This is a genomic window from Micromonospora sp. NPDC002575, assembly GCF_042889525.1.
In the GTDB taxonomy this organism is placed as follows: Bacteria; Actinomycetota; Actinomycetes; order Mycobacteriales; family Micromonosporaceae; genus Micromonospora; species Micromonospora carbonacea.
On record NZ_JBIARA010000006.1, the window covers coordinates 169,967 to 187,239 of the forward strand.

The 17,273-nt window shown below is 71.8% G+C and carries 11 protein-coding genes; 2 read left to right on the forward strand and 9 right to left on the reverse strand.

Going from position 1 to position 17,273, the window contains the following annotated elements; translation table 11 throughout:
- Positions 1–5: 5 nt before the first annotated feature.
- The 4 genes from ACFYWL_RS12140 to ACFYWL_RS12155 all read right to left on the reverse strand — a co-directional run bounded on the left by ACFYWL_RS12140 (position 6) and on the right by ACFYWL_RS12155 (position 7,146).
- Positions 6–1,049 carry a hypothetical protein gene (locus ACFYWL_RS12140; protein WP_386970965.1) on the reverse strand — a complete coding sequence of 348 codons (1,044 nt, stop codon included), beginning with the start codon at positions 1,047–1,049 and terminating at the stop codon, positions 6–8.
- 60 nt (positions 1,050–1,109) lie between these two features.
- Positions 1,110–1,736, reverse strand: a complete 627-nt coding sequence (locus ACFYWL_RS12145; protein ID WP_386970968.1) for a hypothetical protein — start codon at positions 1,734–1,736, stop codon at positions 1,110–1,112.
- Between the two features lie 39 nt (positions 1,737–1,775).
- A complete protein-coding gene (locus ACFYWL_RS12150; protein WP_386970970.1) occupies positions 1,776–4,202 on the reverse strand; it encodes a family 43 glycosylhydrolase in 2,427 nt (808 codons plus the stop codon).
- A 67-nt stretch (positions 4,203–4,269) separates the two neighbouring features.
- The gene (locus tag ACFYWL_RS12155; RefSeq protein WP_386970973.1) at positions 4,270–7,146 is read right to left on the reverse strand and encodes a family 43 glycosylhydrolase; all 2,877 of its coding nucleotides are present in this window, start codon (positions 7,144–7,146) and stop codon (positions 4,270–4,272) included.
- A gap of 535 nt (positions 7,147–7,681) precedes the next feature.
- On the opposite strand from ACFYWL_RS12155, the gene ACFYWL_RS12160 reads away from it, so the two are divergent.
- Entirely contained in the window at positions 7,682–9,271 is a 1,590-nt protein-coding gene (locus tag ACFYWL_RS12160) for a glycoside hydrolase family 43 protein (protein ID WP_386970975.1), read from the forward strand.
- Positions 9,272–9,321: 50 nt separating this feature from the next.
- Here ACFYWL_RS12160 and ACFYWL_RS12165 read toward each other — a convergent pair whose 3' ends face one another.
- Complete coding sequence (locus ACFYWL_RS12165) at positions 9,322–10,647, reverse strand: cellulose binding domain-containing protein (RefSeq protein WP_386970978.1); 1,326 nt, start codon at positions 10,645–10,647, stop codon at positions 9,322–9,324.
- Positions 10,648–11,414: 767 nt separating this feature from the next.
- On the opposite strand from ACFYWL_RS12165, the gene ACFYWL_RS12170 reads away from it, so the two are divergent.
- Positions 11,415–12,806 (forward strand): ricin-type beta-trefoil lectin domain protein, encoded by a 1,392-nt coding sequence (locus tag ACFYWL_RS12170; protein WP_386970981.1) that lies wholly within the window; start codon positions 11,415–11,417, stop codon positions 12,804–12,806.
- Between the two features lie 144 nt (positions 12,807–12,950).
- Here the strand turns inward: ACFYWL_RS12170 and ACFYWL_RS12175 are convergent, their stop codons facing one another.
- The 4 genes from ACFYWL_RS12175 to ACFYWL_RS12190 form a co-directional block, all read right to left on the reverse strand.
- The gene (locus ACFYWL_RS12175) at positions 12,951–14,180 is read right to left on the reverse strand and encodes a hypothetical protein (RefSeq protein ID WP_386970983.1); all 1,230 of its coding nucleotides are present in this window, start codon (positions 14,178–14,180) and stop codon (positions 12,951–12,953) included.
- Positions 14,181–14,424: 244 nt separating this feature from the next.
- Positions 14,425–15,162: a carbonic anhydrase gene (locus tag ACFYWL_RS12180; protein WP_386970985.1), complete on the reverse strand. Its 738-nt coding sequence runs from the start codon at positions 15,160–15,162 to the stop codon at positions 14,425–14,427.
- Positions 15,163–15,495: 333 nt separating this feature from the next.
- Complete coding sequence (locus tag ACFYWL_RS12185; RefSeq protein WP_386970988.1) at positions 15,496–16,062, reverse strand: NTP transferase domain-containing protein; 567 nt, start codon at positions 16,060–16,062, stop codon at positions 15,496–15,498.
- Between the two features lie 29 nt (positions 16,063–16,091).
- Positions 16,092–16,976, reverse strand: coding sequence for a helix-turn-helix transcriptional regulator (locus tag ACFYWL_RS12190; protein ID WP_386970991.1), 885 nt, complete (start codon positions 16,974–16,976; stop codon positions 16,092–16,094).
- Between the last annotated feature and the right edge of the window lie 297 nt (positions 16,977–17,273).

The following is a 17,273-nucleotide window of genomic DNA, read 5'->3' on the forward strand; positions in this document are numbered from 1 at the left end:
GGCGCTCAGTCCGTCGAGGCCCCCGCCGTGGTCGCGGACGCCCGGCCCTCCTGCCGGGCCCGGTCGAGCAGCAGGGCGAGCCGCCGCTGCCGCCGCCGACGGACGACCCGCAGCGCCAGGGCGACCGCCGCGAGGACGGCCAGCAGGCCGAGCTGCGGCCACGGCACCGCCCAGACCGTCACGGTGGCCGTGGCCTGCCGGACGTCGGCGACGGCCCCGTCGCCGAGCGCCGCCGGGGTCACCGCCACGGTCGTCCGCAACGGGCCCAGCCCCCAGACGCCGCCGACGCTGGCCTCGGCCACGCGGCTGCCGCCGGGCAGCAGCTCCTCCACCTCGACCGTGGTGTCCCGCCCGGCGAGGCCGAACGCCTCCGAGACGCTCACCCGGCCCCTGCCGGAGGCCCAGACGTTGCCGCCGTTGGTCACCGCGTACCGCAGGCGGAGCGTGCCCGGCGCGAACGGGTTCCAGGACCGGGCGTACGTCGCGGTCAGGTCATCGACCCCCAGGGCCGCCGTGGCCGTGCCGCTGGCGCGCAGCATGACCCGGAAGCCGACCCGGCTCTCGACGGCGACCGTGCCGCCGGTGCTGGTGACCGACGCCGCGATGCCCGCCGGGTGGTCGCCCGGCGTGGCGTCGGCGGGCACGGTGATCGTGAAGGGCACCACCTTCGTCTCATTCGCCCCGACGGTGACCGTGTCGCGCACCGAGATCCAGGTGCCGCCGTCCTTCGACGTCTCGGTCGAGGGCAGCATGTTGAAGCGGCCCTTGTCGGTGAGGTAGCCGTCGGCGGCCTGGAGGCGGAAGACCGCGGCGGCGGCGCTGAAGTTGCGCACCGCCAGGTGCTCCGTCACCACCTGACCGGGGTCGAGGGTGCGCTCGATCCACCGCCGGCCGTCCGGGCCGTCCCGGTCGGCCGGCTGCACCGCCCAGGTCAGCTTCGGCGCGGCGGGTTCCGCGCCGGCGCCGGCGGGCGCGACCGGCACGGCGACGAGCACCGCCGCCAGCACGGCGAGCAGCCTCGGCAGCGCCTGCGGCACGGAACGGTTCATCGGGCGTCCTCCGGCGGGGTGCGGGGGTGGGGCCGCTGCCGGCCCCACCCCCGCGCGTGATCATTCGAACAGGGACAGGGTCAACGTCGAGGTGTACGCGCCCGCGGCGACGTCCGCCGGGGTGCGCAGGTACAGGTCGGCGTTGACCGAGTACGAGTCACCGGCGACCGCCCCCGAGTCGTACGTCGACATCAGCAGCTCCTGGTCGGCCAGGCCGACATTGTTGCCGGGCTGGGTCGGCTCGTCCAGGACGGTCACGACCTCCTCGCCCTCGGTGACCGAGCCGGTGGCGCCGCCGTCGATCAGCCGCGGCTTCCAGCCGAGGTGACCGGCGCTGATCGGGGCCTGCCCGGAGCTGCCGACGAAGTCGCTCGCGCTGCCGACCACGGCCCAGGCCGCGCCGGCCGGCACCTCGTCGGCGGTGCGGGTGTCGGTGACCGTCACCGTCGGCAGGGTGCCGACGAACTGGCGCACCAGCAGGGTCGAGCCGTCCTCGGACAGCGCCACCGAGTCGCCCGCGACCGACAGGGCGAGCACGCCCGGCTCGCGGATCTCCTCGATGTCGACCGTCACCCGGACGTCGGCGCCGTCCTCGGCCAGCGCCGGTGCCGGCAGCGCCGCCGTTCCGGCCAGGATGGCGGCCGCGGCGCCCGCCGCGTACAGCCGCTTACGCTTCCATGTGTTCATGCGATCTCCGTTGACGTCCGTGGTTGGTGGGTTTGGTGATCATCCGCCGCAGCTGAGGGCGGGGTGGGTGGCGGTGACGACGGTGGTGACGGTGGTGCCGTCGACGGTGCCGGTGGCGCGGATGGTGGCGGTGCCGGCGGCCACGGAGGTGGCGCGGGTGGTGAAGGACTGGTAGGCGTTGGCGTCGGGTGCGACGCCGGTGACGGTGCGGGTGCCGTAGGCGGTTTCGAGGGTGATGTCGACGGGTGCGGTGTGGTTGTTGGTGGCCTGCACGGCGACGTAGGCCCGGCCGCCGACGCACCGCGCCTGCGCGCTCGCCGTCACCGACAGCTCGGGCTGACCGGTGGCGGCTGCGAACTTCCAGGAGTCGAGCTCGAAGAGGTCCGCCCCGGCGGGGCCGGAGTAGGTGAAGTAGACGTCGTGCACGCCGCTGACGCCCTGGAGCGCGGCGGTCACCTCGGCCCACTCGCCGACGGGCGTGCCGACCTCGACCGTGCCGACCACGGGGCCCGCGACGTCGTCCAGGCGCACCTGGATCCGGCCGCCGGCGGCCAGCGCCCGCACCTTCGCCGTCACGCTCGCCGCGCCGGCCGTGCCGAAGTCGACGGACGACAGCGCCGTCCAGTCGCCGTTGTCGATGTCACGCACCACCAGGTTCGGCGCGGAGGTGCCGAACTGGGCGGAGCCGCCGTCGACCTTCGCGGTCGCGATGCCCTTGCTCCAGCCGAAGGTCTCCGCCTCGAACAGCCGGTACGGGTTGAAGTCCCGGACCTGGTCCACGCCCGCGTAGGTGCCCACGACCTGCTTGATCGTGCCGTCCGGGTTGAACGTCAGCTCCTGGATGTGCGGGCTGCGGTAGCCCTGCGTGGTGTTGCCGTTGATGCGCTTGTTGAGCGTCGGGGCGTGGTAGGTGAAGTAGTACTTGCCCCCGAACTCGAACACCGACTGGTGGTTGTTGCCGCCCGTGCCGGCGCCGAAGAACTGCGACTGGTTCGGGAACAGCACGCCCGCGTAGGTCTCCTTCGGCCAGGACATCGGGTTGTCCGAGATCAGGTAGCCGATCTGGCCGCCGCCGGGGTAGCCGGGCAGCGGGGTCTGGTTGCCGCCGAAGTCCGCCCCGCCGAAGTGCGACGAGTACGACAGGTAGTACTTGCCCTGGCGCTTGAAGACCTGGGCCGCCTCGAAGGCCACCGGCGCGTCGACCACCGCGGACGTCCCCTGGGTCGAGACCATGTCGTCGCCGAGCCTGATCGCCCGGATGTTCTTCGGGTTGTTGAAGCGCTCGGCGGCCGGCATGCTCGTCGACGCGGGGCCGCCACCGAAGTAGAGGTAGGCCTGGCCGTCGTCGTCCACCAGCGGGGCCGGGTCGAACTTCCACGCGACGTCCTCGGCGCCGGGCGTGCTGCCGTTGATCAGCGTGCTCGTCCGCTCGCTGGTCCACGGGCCGAGCGGCGACTCACCCGTGATCACGTTGCTGGAGCCGCCGCCGTTGGCGTAGTAGAGGAAGAACTTCTCCTTGCCGTTCACCGTCTTCTTGGCCATGCCGGGCGCCCACGAGTTGCCGGTGAACGGCGCGACGCCGTTCGGGCCCGCGACCTGGATCTCGCCGTGGTCCGTCCAGTTCACGAGGTCCTCGGAGGAGATCAGCGTGATCTGGTTGATGTTGCCGTAGTTGATGCTCGGCGAGATGCCCGTGACCGGGTCGGGCGCGTAGCCCTGGGTGTCGTTGGTCATGTACAGGTAGACCCGGCCGTTGTGCACGAAGCCGAAGCCGTCGGCGCCGAACTTGTGCCCGATCAACGGGTTGTGCTCGCCGGGCAGCTTGCCGACGACCTCGATGGTCTTCGACGGCGGCGGGGGCGGCGGCGCGCCGATCACCGACACGTCGTCGAGCTTGAAGTCCATGAGGTGCAGGTTCGGGTCGCTGGACGGGGTGCTCGTCCACGGCGTCTCGAAGAAGATCCGGGCCGTCGACACGTTCTGCGTCGCCGGGATGGTGAACGTCCCGTTGAACTGCGCCCACTGCCCCTTCGTCGCGACCACGCTCACCAGGTTGGTGTAGGTGGACCCGCCGTAGTGCATGGTGGCGAAGAACTGCTTCGTCGCCGGCCCGGCGGCGTTCTCGTACTTGATCCGGGCCGTCAGGGCGTACGTCTGCCCCGCCTGCACCTTGCCGCTGAGATCCTGCATCGGCCCGGAGCCGGTCGTCGCCCGGCCGGTGACGAGCGCCGCGCCCGACCCGGCGTAGGCGTCCGACGTCGACGACAGCGTCGCGCCGTCGGTCGAGTTCCCGTTGTTGACGAACCAGTTGGCGACGCCGGCCTCGAACCCGCCGTTGACGATCAGGTTCTCCTCGGCGGCCTGGGCCGGCGTCGACGCGGCGACCAGCCCCGCGGCCAGCATGACGCCGACCGCCGCGATCGCGGTCACCCGTCGCCGGGCGGCCCCTCGCAAGCGTTGTCTCACTCGGTGTGCTCCTTCGTTCGGACGTGCACTTGGTGGTGGTGCACCGGCCCCGTCTCGGGCCGGTCGGCTATGCGCCGCAGCTGAGGGCTGGGTGGGTGGCGGTGACGACGGTGGTGACGGTGGTGCCGTCGACGGTGCCGGTGGCGCGGATGGTGGCGGTGCCGGCGGCCACGGAGGTGGCGCGGGTGGTGAAGGACTGGTAGGCGTTGGCGTCGGGTGCGACGCCGGTGACGGTGCGGGTGCCGTACGCCGTTTCCAGGGTGATGTCGACGGGTGCGGTGTGGTTGTTGGTGGCCTGCACGGCGACGTAGGCCCGGCCGCCGACGCACCGCGCCTGCGCGCTCGCCGTCACCGGCAGGCTGGGCTCGGCCCGGAGCACGCCGAGCCGCGCCAACTGGAAGCTGAGCGACCGCTGCGGCGCGTCGATCTGGTTCTGGGTGCCGAACCGGCCGGCCCGGGCCGCCTTGGCGGTGGCGAGCGCGGCCCGCATGGCCGCCCAGGCGTCCGCCGGGTAGTGGCGGCTGTCGAGCGTCTCGGCGTGCGCGATGGCCGCGTCGAGCGCGCCGGTGTCCAGCGGCCGGCCCTGCGCGGTCAGCGTGTCGCTGAGCAGGTAGTGGTCGAAGTCGACCCGCCCGCCCGTCGTCTGCGTGGCGTAGTTGAACAGGCCGATCCGGTGGCCCATGAAGTGCGCGAGGCTGCCGTCGAGCGTCTGCGGGCCGACCCGGTTGCCGAGCTGCGTCCAGGTGAGCCCGTCGAGGCTGTAGTAGAAGGTGGTCCAGAGCTGCCCGACCGGCGAGGCGAAGTCGAGATCGGCCTTCACGTGCACCACGGTCGCGTCGCCCAGCGGCACCGTCGTACCCGGCAGGAAGCTCTCCAGCGCGGCCTGGTCCAGGTCGACCGCGAACGGCTGCCCCCGGTTGACCACGCCCAGCGTGTTCTGGCCGTCGACGCGCTTGACCGCCACGTACGAGAAGCCCCGGTTGTAGGCGGCCAGGCCGGCGACGTCGCCGTTGCGCATGCCGGAGATGTCCATCCGGGTCTCGGCCGACTGGCGCGGGCCGAAGGTGCGCTGCGACAGGGTGTTGCGCGCCTCCTCGAACCAGGCCAGTTCCGCCCGGTTCGACAGCTTCGTGTAGACGTACTGGCCGGTGACCACCTTGCCGGTGGTCAGCCGCAGCCAGCCCGCCCGGTCGGTGAGCGACCAGTACCGGTTGTCGGGGGCGTGGTTCCACTCCCAGGCCAGGTCCAGCTGGGAGCCGTTCGGGGCGATCTCCGCCTCGGTCGGGTATTCGGTGGTCACCGGCTGGCCGACGACCGAGACGTCGTCGATCAGGTATTCCACGCTGGACGACGCCGGCTGCGGGTTGCCCCACGGCGTCTCCACCGCGAACTTGACGTTGGCGAGGTTCGCCGTCGCCGGGAACGTGTAGCGGCCGGTGACCGTCGTCCACTGCCCGGCCGGCACGGTGCCGAACGCCATCACCTGGACGCCGGAGCCCCAGTCGGCGGCGAGGTTGAACCGGACGCTGGCCGGGCCCGAGGTGTACTTGATTTTCGCCGACACGGTGTAGGTCACGCCGTGCTGGAGCTTGCCGGCGAGGTACTGCTGGGGGCTGGAGCCGTTGAGCGTGCGGTTGCCGACCCGCAGCGCCGCCGAGCCCGAGGCGGCGTCGGCCGGCTCCAGGGCGAGCGTGGCGCCGAACTGCGCGGCCCACGGCGACACGCTGCCGGACTCGAAGCCGGCGTTGCCGAGCAGCTCGACGCCGAGGAGCGACCCGTCGAGGTTGGGCGGCGTCGGGATCGTCCACTCCTCGTCCTGGTACGCCTTGTGCGGCGCGTCGTTGGCGAAGTCGTCCGAGGCGACGATGCTCTTCTGCCGTTCGAGGGCCTCCTCGGCCGGGCTGAGCCGGATCGGCTTGGCGAACGCGCCGTCGACCGGCACGACCCCGTTGTTGCCGAACGTCGGCCACCCGTCGGACCAGGTGGCGGGGATGAGGGCGGGGATGCGGCCGATTGGGAACGTGTCGCGGAAGAACATCCCGTGCCAGTCGGTCCCGCCGTCGGCGCGCGAGACCGGCACGAGGCTGCCCTGGGCGAAGCCGTTGGAGTTGAGCACGCCGCGCGCCTCGTAGGTGTTGCCGCCGCCGGCCGAGGTGTACCGCCCGAGCAGGTTCTTCGAGCGGAACATGACGACCTGACGCCCCTGGCCGGAGGGCCAGGTGATGATGACGGCGTAGTACCAGCCGTCGATGTGGTAGAACTGCGCGCCCTCGAAGAGGCCGCCGATGAACGGCTGGCCGGCGTAGTCGCCGGCGGTGAAGATGTTGGGGTAGTCCTGCTCGATCGCGGTCAGGCCGGCGTTGAGGCGTACGGCGCTGGTGCCGCCGGAGCCGTAGAAGATGTACGGCGTGCCGTCGACGTCGAAGAAGAGCGACGGGTCGTGCAGGCCACGGCCGAGGGCGGTGCGCTGCCACGCGCCGTTCTCGATGTCGTCGGTGCGGTAGATGTACGCGCCGTTGAGGTTGTTGGTGTTGAACGCGACGTAGAACATGCCGTCGTGGTAGCGCAGCGACGACGCCCACTGCCCCTGCCCGTACGAGTTCTGGCCGTTGCGCAGGGAGAACGAGTCGCCGATGCTCGCCCGGTCGAAGACGTAGTTGACCGTCTCCCAGTTGACGAGGTCGTACGACTTCATGATCGGCGCGCCCGGGCTCAGGTGCATCGTCGTGCTGATCATGTAGTAGATGTCGCGGCCCTCGTCGTTCTCGGCGGCCGGCACCCGCTCGACGCTGATGTCCGGCACGTCGGAGCGCAGCAGCGGCACGGTGTACGTGCCGTCGCCCCGGTCGGTCGACGTGTGCGACGACTCCGGGGACCACTGGTCGGCCGCCTGCGCCGCCGTGCCGGTGGTCACGACGCCGACGCACAGGAGGAGCGCCCCCACGGCCGCCAGCGAGACCCGTCGTAGCCCTCCGGAGGCACCACGACCCACGGTTACTTTCATGCGAACTCCTGCCGCCAACGTAACGGGAAGTTCATAGTGTTATCGCTCACATGCGCTGTCAAGACGTTCCCGAGACTTGCCGGAAATCTTCGTGAAACAGTCGGGATGCGGCGTGGAAGCGCTCCCGTAGCGGCAGATCAGGCGCGTTACGATCAGGTGCAAGACCCCCGTACCCAGGCGAAGCGCCTGAGCGCGACCTATGGGGCGTTTCCCTTCAGGTGCCGGATTGCGGACAGGCATGTTTGCGCTAACACGCCTCCTCGTCGAAAGGCGCGTGGAATGGCGGCGGTAGCCGCTCGCAATCGCTCGGCCAATGGAAATCAGAATGAGCCGTGTCGATGTGTTGCCGCATTCTCCGTGGCGTTCAGGTGCGGCCGTGGGACGGCGCGAGAGGGGCTGACCCGGCATCCGGGCACCGGGGAGACTGCGGGACGACCCGCACCGCGCGGGCCACCTCGACCCCGGGAGGCAGCAGATGACTCCGACCCAGGCCCACACGATTCCCGGCACCGCCGGCTGGAGCGACGGCACGTTCACCAACCCGGTGCTCGCCGGCCTGCACCCGGACCCGAGCGTCTGCCGGGTCGGCGACGACTACTACCTGGCCTGCTCCAGCTTCGAATACTTCCCCGGGGTGCCCATCTTCCACAGCCGCGACCTCGTGCACTGGGAACAGATCGGCAACGTGCTGGACCGGCCGGGCCAACTGGTCCTGCCCGCGACGATGCCGTCGTCCGCGGGCGTCTACGCGCCGACGCTGCGCCACCACGACGGGCGGTTCTGGCTGATCGTCACCAACTGCGCCGACGGCGGTGGCAACCTGATCTGCACCGCCACCGACCCCGCCGGCGCATGGTCGGATCCCGTCCGGCTGCCCGGTGTCGCCGGCATCGACCCGGACCTCGCCTGGGACGACGACGGCAACTGCTGGTGCACCTACGCCGGCATCGAGCAGGTGCGCATCGACCCGCACACCGGGCGGACGCTCGGCCCGCCCCGCCGCCTGTGGTCCGGCCCGCCCGGGGCGCAGGCGCCGGAGGCCCCGCACCTGTACCGGATTGGCGGCTACTGGTATCTCCTGATCGCCGAGGGCGGCACCGAACGCGGGCACGCCGTCTCGATCGCCCGCGCCTTCGCGCCCGACGGGCCCTACGAGCCCTGCCCGGCCAACCCCGTCCTCACCCACCGGGGCACCAACCGGCCGATCCAGAACACCGGCCACGCCGACCTCGTCCAGGCGGCCGACGGGACATGGTGGATGGTGCTGCTCGGCGTACGCCCCGGCGGCGGCACCCCCGGCTGGCACGTGCTCGGGCGGGAGACGTTCCTGGCCCCGGTGACCTGGGTCGACGGCTGGCCGGTGGTGGGCGGCGTCGAGCCGGTCATGCAAGCGCCGCCGTGGCCCGCGCGGCCGGTGCCGGCGTCGCCCGTGCGGGACGACTTCGACGCCGGCGGGCTGCACCCGCGCTGGGTGTCGGTGCGGTCCCGGCCCGCGGGGAGCTGGTCGCTGACCGAGCGCCCGGGCTGGCTCACGCTGCGGGCGCGCGGCGCGTCGCTGGACGAGCCCGACGTCACGTTCGTCGGCCGCCGCCAGCAGCACCTGTCGTGCCGGGTGAGGACGCTGGTCGACGCGACCGGTGGGCGCGGCGGGCTCGCCGTACGCCTCGACGAGCGGCACCACTACGAGATCGAGGCGGGCGACGGCGAGGTGCGGGTGCTCGCACGGATCGGATCGGTGCTGTCCACGGTGGCCACCCGGCCCGTCGAGGCCGGCCCGGTGCGCCTGCGCGTCGACGTGATCGCCCCGTCGCCCGGCGACTGGCACCCGGCCAAGGAGCCCGACGTGCTCCGGTTCGGCGTCGAGGCGGCGGACGGCACGTACGACGTGCTGGGCACGCTCGACGGCCGTTACCTGTCCACCGAGGTCGCCGGCGGCTTCACCGGCCGGGTCGTCGGCATGTACGCCGGGTCCGGCAGCGTCCGTTTCGACTGGTTCGACTACGAGCCCTGCGGCGCCCAGCGCCCGGACGAGGCGGTGCCGTCCGGGCCCGAGTCTGCGGGCTGACAGCCGGCGGGCCCGGAGCCGGGTGGCTCCGGGCCCTGATCGTGCCGTGCTCAGGGGCTGGTGCAGGAGACGTTGCTGGGCGCGGGGCCGTCGCCGGTGGCGGTGAACCCGAAGGTCGTCGAGCCGTTCGGGGCCACCGTGCCGTTGTAGGCGGCGTTCTTGACGGTGACGTTGCCGGTGGTGCCCGTGTTGGTGCCGTTCCAGACGCTGCTGATGGCCTGGCCGCTGCCCAGCGTCAGGCGTACGGTCCAGCCGTTCAGCGTGGCGGTGGTGTTGTTGGCCACGGTGACCTCGCCCTGGAAACCGCCGGGCCAGCTGTTGACCGCGCGGTACGTGGCGGTGCAGGTGCCGGGCTCACCGGTCGGCGGCGGGGTCGTCGGCGGCGGCGTGGTCGGGGGCGTGGTGGTCGGCGGCGTGGTGGTCGGGGGCGTGGTCGTCGGCGGTGCGGTGGTCGGCGGCGTGGTCGACGCGAACTGGCTGAAGAACCTCCAGATCTCGCCCGAGGTCCAGGTCCGGGAGTCGTTGGGGCTGGAGGAACCGTCCACCGGGCTGGGGGTGTGGTCACCGTCGAAGGCGGCCCACTGCACCGGGTAGCCGGAGCGGCAGCCGGAGTAGACGGTGGTGATGTGGGTGAGGCTGCCCCGGCTCGGCTCGCGGGGGCTCTGCGCGGTGCAGCCGTTGTTCCTGACGAACGTGTCGCGCAGCGACCGGCCCATCGAGATGTTCAGCACGCTGTCGTAGATGCCGTGGATGCCGAAGTACGGCACCGGTTGGGTGCCCGGGTTGCAGCCGCTGAGATTGGCCCCGGACAGGACGGCGACCGCCCGGATGACGGTGGGCCGGGCGCAGGCCACCGCGTAGCTCATGGCCCCGCCGTAGCTCCAGCCGAGCGCGAACCGCTGCGTCGTGTCGACGCAGAGGTCGTTCTCGACCACGCGGGAGATGTCGTCGAACAGGGTCAGGTCCCGGCCGTTGGTGTTGGCCCAGCCGTTGTCGATGCCCTGCGGCGCGACGAAGATCGTGCTGTTGTTCGACAGCGGCAGCAGCCCGTAGTAGCCGGCCGAGGCCACGTTGTTGGCCGAGCCGTTCAGCCAGTGGAAGCCGAAGATCAGCCGGTAGGGGCGGTTCCTGTCGTACCCGTCGGGGATCCGCAGGATGTAGCTGCGGTTCTGCCCGCTGCTGGAGATTGTGCGCGTGCCGCTGGTCAGCGTGGGGGCCTTCCCGCAGCCGGCGGTCGCCGCCAGCGTGCCGTTCGTCGCGGCCTCCGCCGCCTGGCCGAGGCTGCCGGTCAGCACGCCGCCGGCGGTGGCCACGACGAGCGCCGCTGCGGCTGCGACGGAGGGGAGCACGTATCTGTGTTTCCACTGCCTCACCATTGCCTGGCTCCTTTCATCGGTCGTCCTGTGGTGGGGTCGTGTCGCCGGCCGGAGGGCCGTGCGGCCGGAGGGGCGTCGGACCGTGACGCCCGGCGCCCCGTTTCGGGGCGCGGACCGTGCCGCGTACCGGAAGTGTGTTAGCGCTCACGTATCGATGGTCGTATGTTTTCAGAAAGTTGCGGATTCATCAAGCGATAGTTTCGGTTGGATCAGCATGGTGCGCAGCGAGCGAGAGCCGGTCACGCTCCCGCAGCCGGGCGGACACCCGGATCGGCCCCGAGGAGCAACTCGCGCGGGCGGTACGGATGTTCGGGCAACCCGACGGCGCCGGGGTCCTGCGGCAGGCCCTCGCCGGTGCCTCTCCGGCCCGGTACGACACCGTCGCCCGGGTCGCCGACGCGTGCCGGGCGCTCGGCGCTCCGCTGGAACTTCTCACCGTCGACGCGAGCGATCCGTGCGTCGAACCCGAGCCGTCGGCCGACCCGCCGACCCGCCGGACGGTCCGCACCCTGACTCGCCGGTCTCCCGCACCGCAAGGACGGGCGGCCGTTCGAAATTTTCGAGTTGAACGCTCGAAAGTACCGGTTGAAACGCCTGGGGTTGTCTGTCAGCCTGGAGATCCATCGATCGGTGTGAACGTCACCACTGCCTTGCCGACCCTGACGGCGGCCAGGCGGCCCGGGCCGACCCGCCTGCGGGGCGGACCCTGACGCAGGCCCGGTCCGGCGGAACCCACCACACCCACCCACCACCAGGAGGTACCGACAGTGCGAGGACACGCACACCCCCCGCCCCCGGGGAACACCAACGCGGGCCGGCCGTCCCCCGGCCTCGGTGGACGGCTGGCCAAGCTGGCCGCGGCCGGGATCGCAGCCGCCGTCGGGCTGTTCACCATCGCGGTGGCGACCGGGTCGGCGTCGGCAGCCGACAACCCGTACCAGCGGGGCCCGGACCCCACCCGGGCCAGCGTCGCGTCCGAGAACGGCCCCTTCGCCAACACGTCGGTCGCCGTCCCGACCGGCTACGGCTTCAACGGCGGCCGGATCTACTACCCGACCGACACCAGCCAGGGCACCTTCGGCGCCATCGCGATCTCGCCCGGTTACACCGCGCTGTTCTCCGTCGAGCTGGCCTGGATGGGGCCGTGGCTGGCCTCCCACGGCTTCGTCGTGATCGGCATCGAGACCAACAGCCGCAACGACTTCGACACGGCCCGGGGCACCCAGCTGCTCGCCGCGCTGGACTACCTGACCCAGCAGAGCCCGGTACGCGACCGGGTCGACGCCAGCCGGCTGGCCGTCGCCGGGCACTCCATGGGCGGCGGTGGGGCGCTGAGCGCGGCCATGCGGCGCTCGTCGCTGAAGGCGGCGGTCGGCATCGCGCCGTACTCGCCGTCGTCGAACCTGGCCACCGACCGGGTGCCCACGATGGTCTTCTCCGGGCAGGCGGACACGGTGGTCACCCCGTCCTACGCCACCGGCCTCTACAACAGCCTCCCGACCACGACGGAGAGCGCCTACCTGGAGGTCGCGGGCGCCGACCACGGGTTCATGGTCGGCCGGTCGAACCCGGTGCTGATCCGGACCATGCTGCCGTTCCTCAAGATCTTCATCGACAACGACGCCCGGTACAGCCAGTTCCTCTGCCCGCTGCTGGACACCAGCGGCGTGGTCACCTACCGCAGCACGTGCCCGCTGCTGCCCACCCCGCCGACCAGCCCGACGGCGACCCCCACCACCACCCCGACCACCCCTCCGCCCACCAGCCCGCCCGGCGCCGCCAGCCAGATCGTCGGCGCCCAGTCGGGCCGGTGCGTCGACGTGCCCAACGCCTCCCGCGCCAACGGCACCCGGGTCCAGCTCTACGACTGCAACCGGCAGTCCAACCAGTCGTGGACGTACACCTCGACCAAGCAACTACGGGTGTACGGCGACATGTGCCTCGACGCGGCGGGCACGGGCAACGGCGCGGCGGTCCAGATCTACGGCTGCCACAGCCAGACCAACCAGCAGTGGAACGTCAACTCCAACGGCACCATCAGCAGCGTGCAGTCCGGTCGCTGCCTGGACGTCTGGAGTACGGCCAACGGGGCGCAGATCCAGCTCTACGACTGCCACGGGCAGACCAACCAGCGATTCACCCTCACGCCCCTTGCGTGACGATCGCGGCCGGCGCGCTCGGACCGGTCTGGGAGGTCGTCACCACCGGGCCCGGCCGCGCCGCGTGACGCGGTAGCGATCGACGACCGGCCCCGCTCGTGTGCCGAGCGGGGCCGGTCCAGCCGCACCGGCCGACGAGGCAGATCAGGCTGCTGGCCTCTCGTCCCCGGGGATCACCAGGATCATCCGGCGACGCCGGGCGACGAGGAACAACACACCTCCGGCCGCGAGCGCGGCGACGCCGATCGCGCCGATCAGCCCGGCCTGCGGTCCGGTGACCGGCAACCCGCCGTCACCGCCGCCGACGCCGCCATCGTCGCCGCCGCGCTTCGCGGCCAGCACCACGGCGAACCCGTCCCGATTGTCGCTGTGGTCCACGTCGGGCACCCGTACGGCGACAGCGTTCGCGGGCAGCTTGGTCCGCGCAGGCGTGGAGCGGTCGTCCGTCGGCCGCTCGGCGAGGCCCTCCACCTGCACGGTTCCGCCCCGCAACGTCACCGGCGCGGTGGCGGATGCCGCAGTCGTCACCAGGTTGAACAGCTCGACCGCCGAGTAGATCGTGTCGTTCGGATCGGTGTCCTCGGCGGCCGGAACGAGTGTGAGGCTGTCGTAGGTGCAGACGGCCGAGCGCCCGGCGTCGGCGAGCACACACTGGGCCGGCTGGCCGGTGAAGGTCACACCCGCGGGCAGGCGCAGCGTGATCCGCACTCCGCTGACCGCCTTGCGGCCCTGGTTGGCGACGGTGTGCCACACCGCACCCGTCTCACCCGGCTTCAGCGTCCCGGTGGGCTCGGGCGTGCCGTCGGCGCCGATCCGCACCGACTGCTTCACGTCCCGGGCGACCACCGAGAGGTCGGCACTGGGCTGGTCGACCAGCTCCAGCGGAAACCACCTGGTGTTGTCGGCCGGATTCGCGTCCTTGTCCGGCCCGATGGTGACCGAAGCCTCGAACCTGCCCTCGTGGGGCCCCGCAGCCCCGTAGACGGTCGCGTCGATGGGAACGTCGACGGTCTCGCCCGGCCCCGGAACCAGCTCCGGCAACAGTCGGCAGTAGAACCCGCCGAAATCACCGTCGCACTCGCCCACACCACCCCCTGAGTGCCAGATCAGGGCGACCGGCAGGGGGCCGGGGGCCTCCTGCGGCTGGCGGACCCTGACGACGACATCGCCCGGGGTCTCGTCCCCCAGGTTGCTGATCTTCAGGTAGACGACTTTCCTCTCCACTCCCAGCGGGATCCTCGTCCCGGACGCGTCGACCGCGAGGTCCGGGCCCCTCTTCGCCGCCTCGGCGGGACCGGCGGGGACAGCCACCCCGGCGAGGAGGAGCAGCGCGGCAGCGACAGTTCGCGACAGCCGCCGACGACCAAAGCTCATGGCAAAACCCTTCAGGCCACGCGGACGGGGTGGTGGAGAACACTATCGGCAATCGCTTCCACAGGGTGGCCGGCAGCGCCCCGTTCTGATGGCGCGGTGCCGACCGACCACACGGGACGGCAAGGCAGAGGGGCCTGACTGCCGGTCCGGGCAGTCAGGCCCCTCTTGATCTTGTACGCCCGAAGGGACTCGAACCGCTGACCTTCTGCTCCACAGGGCGAGTGACCGGGCGAGCGGACGGGCGTCAGTCGAGAAGCGTGACCTTGCCGGTGTCGAGGTCGTACCGAGCCCCGACCACCTTGAGGGTGCCGGCGTCCACCCGCTCGGCGATCAGGTGGCTGCGCTGCACCAGCCCCGCGACCTGGGCCCGGACGTTGGCCTGGACGCCGTTCTCCACCACGTCGCCCGGCTGGTCGAGCAGCGGCTCCACCACCGGGCGGAGGCTCTCCACGATCGTGCCGATGTGGCCGGGAGCGGTACCGCCGCTCCGGATGGCGTTGATCGTGGCGCTGACCGCCCCGCACCGCTCGTGCCCGAGCACGACGATCAGCGGGCTGTGGAACTCCTCCACGGCGAACTCGACGCTGCCCAGCAGCAGGTCGTCGACGATGTTGCCAGCGACCCGGTTGTCGAACAGGTCGCCCAGACCCTGGTCGAACAGCACCTCCGGGGCCACCCGGGAGTCGGCGCAGCCCACGATGATGGCGAACGGGTGCTGGCCGGCGGCCAGCCGGTGCAGGACCGCCAGGCTCTGGTGGGGGTGACGGCTGTTTCCGGTGACGAGACGGTGGTTGCCGTTGCGCAGCCGACGCAACGCCTCTGTCGGGGTGACGGCGGGCGGCTCGGTGGTGTCGGCCAGGGCGGGACGGGCAGCCGCCAGCGTGCCGAGGGCGAGGGCGGCGGCACCACCGGTGGCGAGCAGCGATCGACGGGAAACGGGATTACGCGACATGGCGATCTCCAGAGAGGTCCTGATGATCATCTGGGAAGTTCATGATGATCACCTGAGAGGTGGGCACTCGCCTGCTTTCTACCACTCGGAGATCAAGTCGCGGTGCCCCGTCATCAACTGTTCAATCAATCAATCGGCTGACTGTCCGGTCAGCCGATGGATTGGCTGTCCAGTCAGCCGATGCCGGCGGATGGGCCCCGGGCCAGGCCCCGCGACGCGGGAGCTGCGCTGGCAGTTGCCGCACGACACCCGACCGCCGGACGGGACTCCACATCGGCCTTGTGCGCCGGTGCCAGGCGTCGAAACCACTGCTCCAAGCCCGCCCCGGTCTTCGCGCTCCGGCCGTGGCCGTCGGCCGAGGGGTCACCGTTCGTCGATGTCGTACCCGGCGGCGACGTCGGCACACTCGACGAGATCGACCTGGGCGGCATGCCGGCGCAGGTGCGCCCGGGCGCCCTGGTCGCCCCGTACGGTCGAGACGATCTCGGCCCAGTGGTCACGACCCAGCACCACCGGATGGCCCGGCTCACCGTCGTAGCAGGCGCGGATCAGGCCACCGGCATGTGCCCGGGCCAGTAGTCGCGTCACCGCCGTCGCGGAAACCCCGGGCATGTCGACCAGGTGCACGCACACGGCCGACACCTCAGGCGAGCGGGCGGCCGTGGTGAGCCCGAGCCGTAACGACGAGGCCATCCCTTCGGCCCAGCCGGGGTTGTCCACCACCTCGACGCCCGCCAGATCGACGGTCGCCCGGGTCCGGCGCGATCCGGCCCCGAGGATTGCGATGATCGGGTCGCAGCCGCCGTCGCGAAGCACGCGAATCGCCTGCCCGAGAAAGACCGGCGCCTTCGGGCCGCCGTAGCGGCGCCCTTCGCCGGCGGCGAGGATCAGTCCCGCGACCCGACCACCCGGCACGCCGGGGCGGCTCACCTGCGGCTGCCGATCGGCCGTCGGCCGGGTCAGGCCACGTCCGGCTTCGCGAACCGGTCTCCCGCCGCGACGCCGTCGAACGTGCGTTGCGCACCGATGACCGAGAGCAGCTCCAGCTTCTGGTAGCTCTCGCTGCCGGGGGTGGCCGTGTAGACCAGCAGCCGGTGGGACTGCGCCGGGTCGTGGAGCACCTGACAGTCGAGTTCCACCACGCCGACCTCCGGGTGCACGAAGCGTTTGACGTCGGTGAAGCCCGCTCCGATCTCGTGCCGGTGCCACAGGTCGGCGAACTCGGGGCTCCGCTCCAGCAGCAGCTCCGCCATGCGTGCCGCCTTCGATCCGGGCCCTCGGAGGGTGACCACGTTGCGCGCCCCCGAGGCGAAGACCCGGGACATGCGCTCGTGGTCGTCGGGGTGGTACTGGGCTCGGGTGGCCGGGTCGGTGAACCACCGGAAGGGCATGCTCCGGTCGAGGCCGGAGTATCGGGAGTTGTCGCCGACGAGCGCGACGCTCAACGGGGTCTGCCGCAGCGTCTCGCTGAGTTCCGTGACGATCTCGGCGGCGCTGTCGGTGAGCCGGTCGAAGATGCGCAGCAGCCCGGGACTGATGTGCTCGCTGGTCGTGCCCCGCGGCGGGGGCTGGTGCCCGGCGAGGCGGAACAGGTGGTCGCGCTCGTCGAGCGAGAGGTGCAGGCCCTGCGCGATGGCGGCGATCAGGCGCTCGGACGGGAAGGGCCCGCGCTCCTGCTCCAGCCGGCTGTAGTAGTCGGTGGAGATGTGGCACAGCGCGGCCACCTCCTCCCGCCGGAGCCCGGCGGTCCGGCGTCGCTGGCCGCGCGGAATGCCGACGTCCTCCGGCTGCAGCGACTCCCGCCGGCGGCGGAGGAACTCGGCAAGCCCAGCTCGGTCGATCATGTCTGGTTCCTCCAGCGTCGCGATGTCGTTCCTTTCTACCGCCGGCGCCCCACGGCATCCACGGACCAGCGGTCCCCCTTTGGGGCGGGGCACCGGGAGCCCACCGCGTCGGTGTCGCCCCTCGGCCCTCCTGAGGGCGGACGGGCGAGCCACTGATCGACAGGCCCTGGTTGGCTCCTCCGCCGTGCCGGAGTCTCGGTGCCAGGCGTCGTCCGTCACCGGCCCGGCTCACGGTCGGACGCCTGCGCGACGCGCTGCCCGCCGAGCAGGTCCGAAACGGCCTGTCGGGGCACCGGG